Source organism: Sinorhizobium sp. 8-89 (assembly GCF_030124325.1).
Classification (GTDB): Bacteria; Pseudomonadota; Alphaproteobacteria; order Rhizobiales; family Rhizobiaceae; genus Sinorhizobium.
Genome location: NZ_JASKLR010000073.1, coordinates 1 through 1,746, shown reverse-complemented (window position 1 = coordinate 1,746; position 1,746 = coordinate 1). Strand labels below are relative to the sequence as shown.

The 1,746-nt window shown below is 67.8% G+C and carries 1 protein-coding gene; it reads left to right on the top strand.

What is annotated here, in order from left to right:
* Window positions 1-1,746, top strand: a 1,746-nt coding sequence (locus tag QN219_RS33680) for a condensation domain-containing protein (RefSeq protein ID WP_284004745.1), incomplete at both ends; no start/stop codon positions are given.

Genomic DNA, 1,746 nt, shown 5'->3' with positions numbered 1-1,746 from the left:
CTATGCGCGGGCCGCCTATGCGGCGCCGAAGGGCGAGATCGAGACGATGCTGGCACAGATCTGGGCCGAGCTGCTCGGCGTCGAGCGGGTCGGCCGCCATGACAACTTCTTCGAGCTCGGCGGCCACTCGCTGCTCGCCGTGCAACTGATGGAGCGGCTGCGGCGGCTGTCGCTGGGAGTGGAGGTGCGCACCCTGTTCGCCAGGCCGGTGCTTTGCGATCTCGCCGCAAGCCTCGGCAGCCACCAGGAGGTGGCCGTGCCGGCCAACCTGATCACCGGGCACAGCACGGCGATCACGCCGCAGATGCTGCCGCTCATCGAGCTTTCCCAGCCGGAGATCGACCGGATCGTAGAAACGGTGCCCGGCGGCATCGGCAACATCCAGGACATCTATGGCCTGTCGCCGCTGCAGGACGGCATCCTGTTCCATCACCTCTTGGCCAGCCGGGGCGATCCTTACCTGCTGGTCAGCCAGATGGCGTTTGCCGACCGTGAGCTGCTGGACCGCTATCTGGACGCGCTCCAGCAGGTGGTCGACCGGCACGACATTCTGCGCACCTCGTTCGTCTGGGAGGGGCTGTCGAGCCCGGCCCAGGTGGTGTGGCGCAAAGCGCCGATCGAGGTGAGCGAGGTCGCGCTGGATGACGATGACGGTCCCGCTCATGAGCAACTGAAGCGCCGGTTCGATCCACGCCGGCAGCGCATCGATCTTGGCCGGGCGCCCGTGATGCGCTTCGTGATCGCCCCCGAGCCGGGCAGCGGCCGCTGGCTGCTGCTGAAGCAACAGCATCACCTGATCGGCGACCATACCACGTCGGAAGTGATGCATGCCGAGGTGCGGGCGGTGTTGGAGGCACGTGCGCACGAACTGCCGGCACCGCAGCCGTTCCGCAACCTGGTGGCGCAGGCGCGGTTGGGTGTCGATGCCAAGGCGCATGAGCAGTTCTTCCGTGCACAACTGGCCGATATCGACGAGCCGACCCTGCCGTTCGGGCTGAGCGAGGTCCATGGCGACGGCAGCAGATCCAGCGAGGCGCGGCGGATGCTGCCGCAGGCGCTCAACGATCGGCTGCGCGGCCAGGCGCGGCGGCTGGGGGTGAGCCTGGCGAGCCTCTGCCATCTGGCCTGGGGTCAGGTGGTGGCGCGCAGCAGCGGCCGACAGCAGGTGGTGTTCGGCACGGTGCTGTTCGGCCGCATGCATGGCGGTGCCGGCGCCGACCGCGCCATGGGCCTGTTCATGAATACCCTGCCGGTGCGCCTCGATCTCGACGGCACCGGAGTCGAGGCGAGTGTTCGCAGCACCCATGCGCGGCTTTCCGAGCTGCTCGCGCACGAGCATGCCTCGCTGGCGCTGGCGCAACGCTGCAGCGGTGTTGCCGCACCCGCGCCGCTGTTCAGCGCCCTGTTGAACTATCGTCACAACAACATGCCGACGGCAGCGGGCACGGACGACGTCCTGGCCGGCATGGAATGGCTGGACAGCGAGGAACGCACCAACTATCCGCTGACCCTGTCGGTGGAGGATTTTGGCGAGACGCTTGGCCTGACGGCGGAAGCGGCCGAGCCGATCTCCGCGGATCGGGTCTGCGCCTACATGCAGCACGTGCTCGAACAGCTCGCCGACGTGCTGGAGCATGCTCCCCATACGCCGGTGCGCGAGCTCGACATCCTTCCGGCCGACGAGCGCAGCTATCTGCTGGAGGAGCTGAACCGGACGGCGGCGGATTATCCATCGGACAAGTGCAT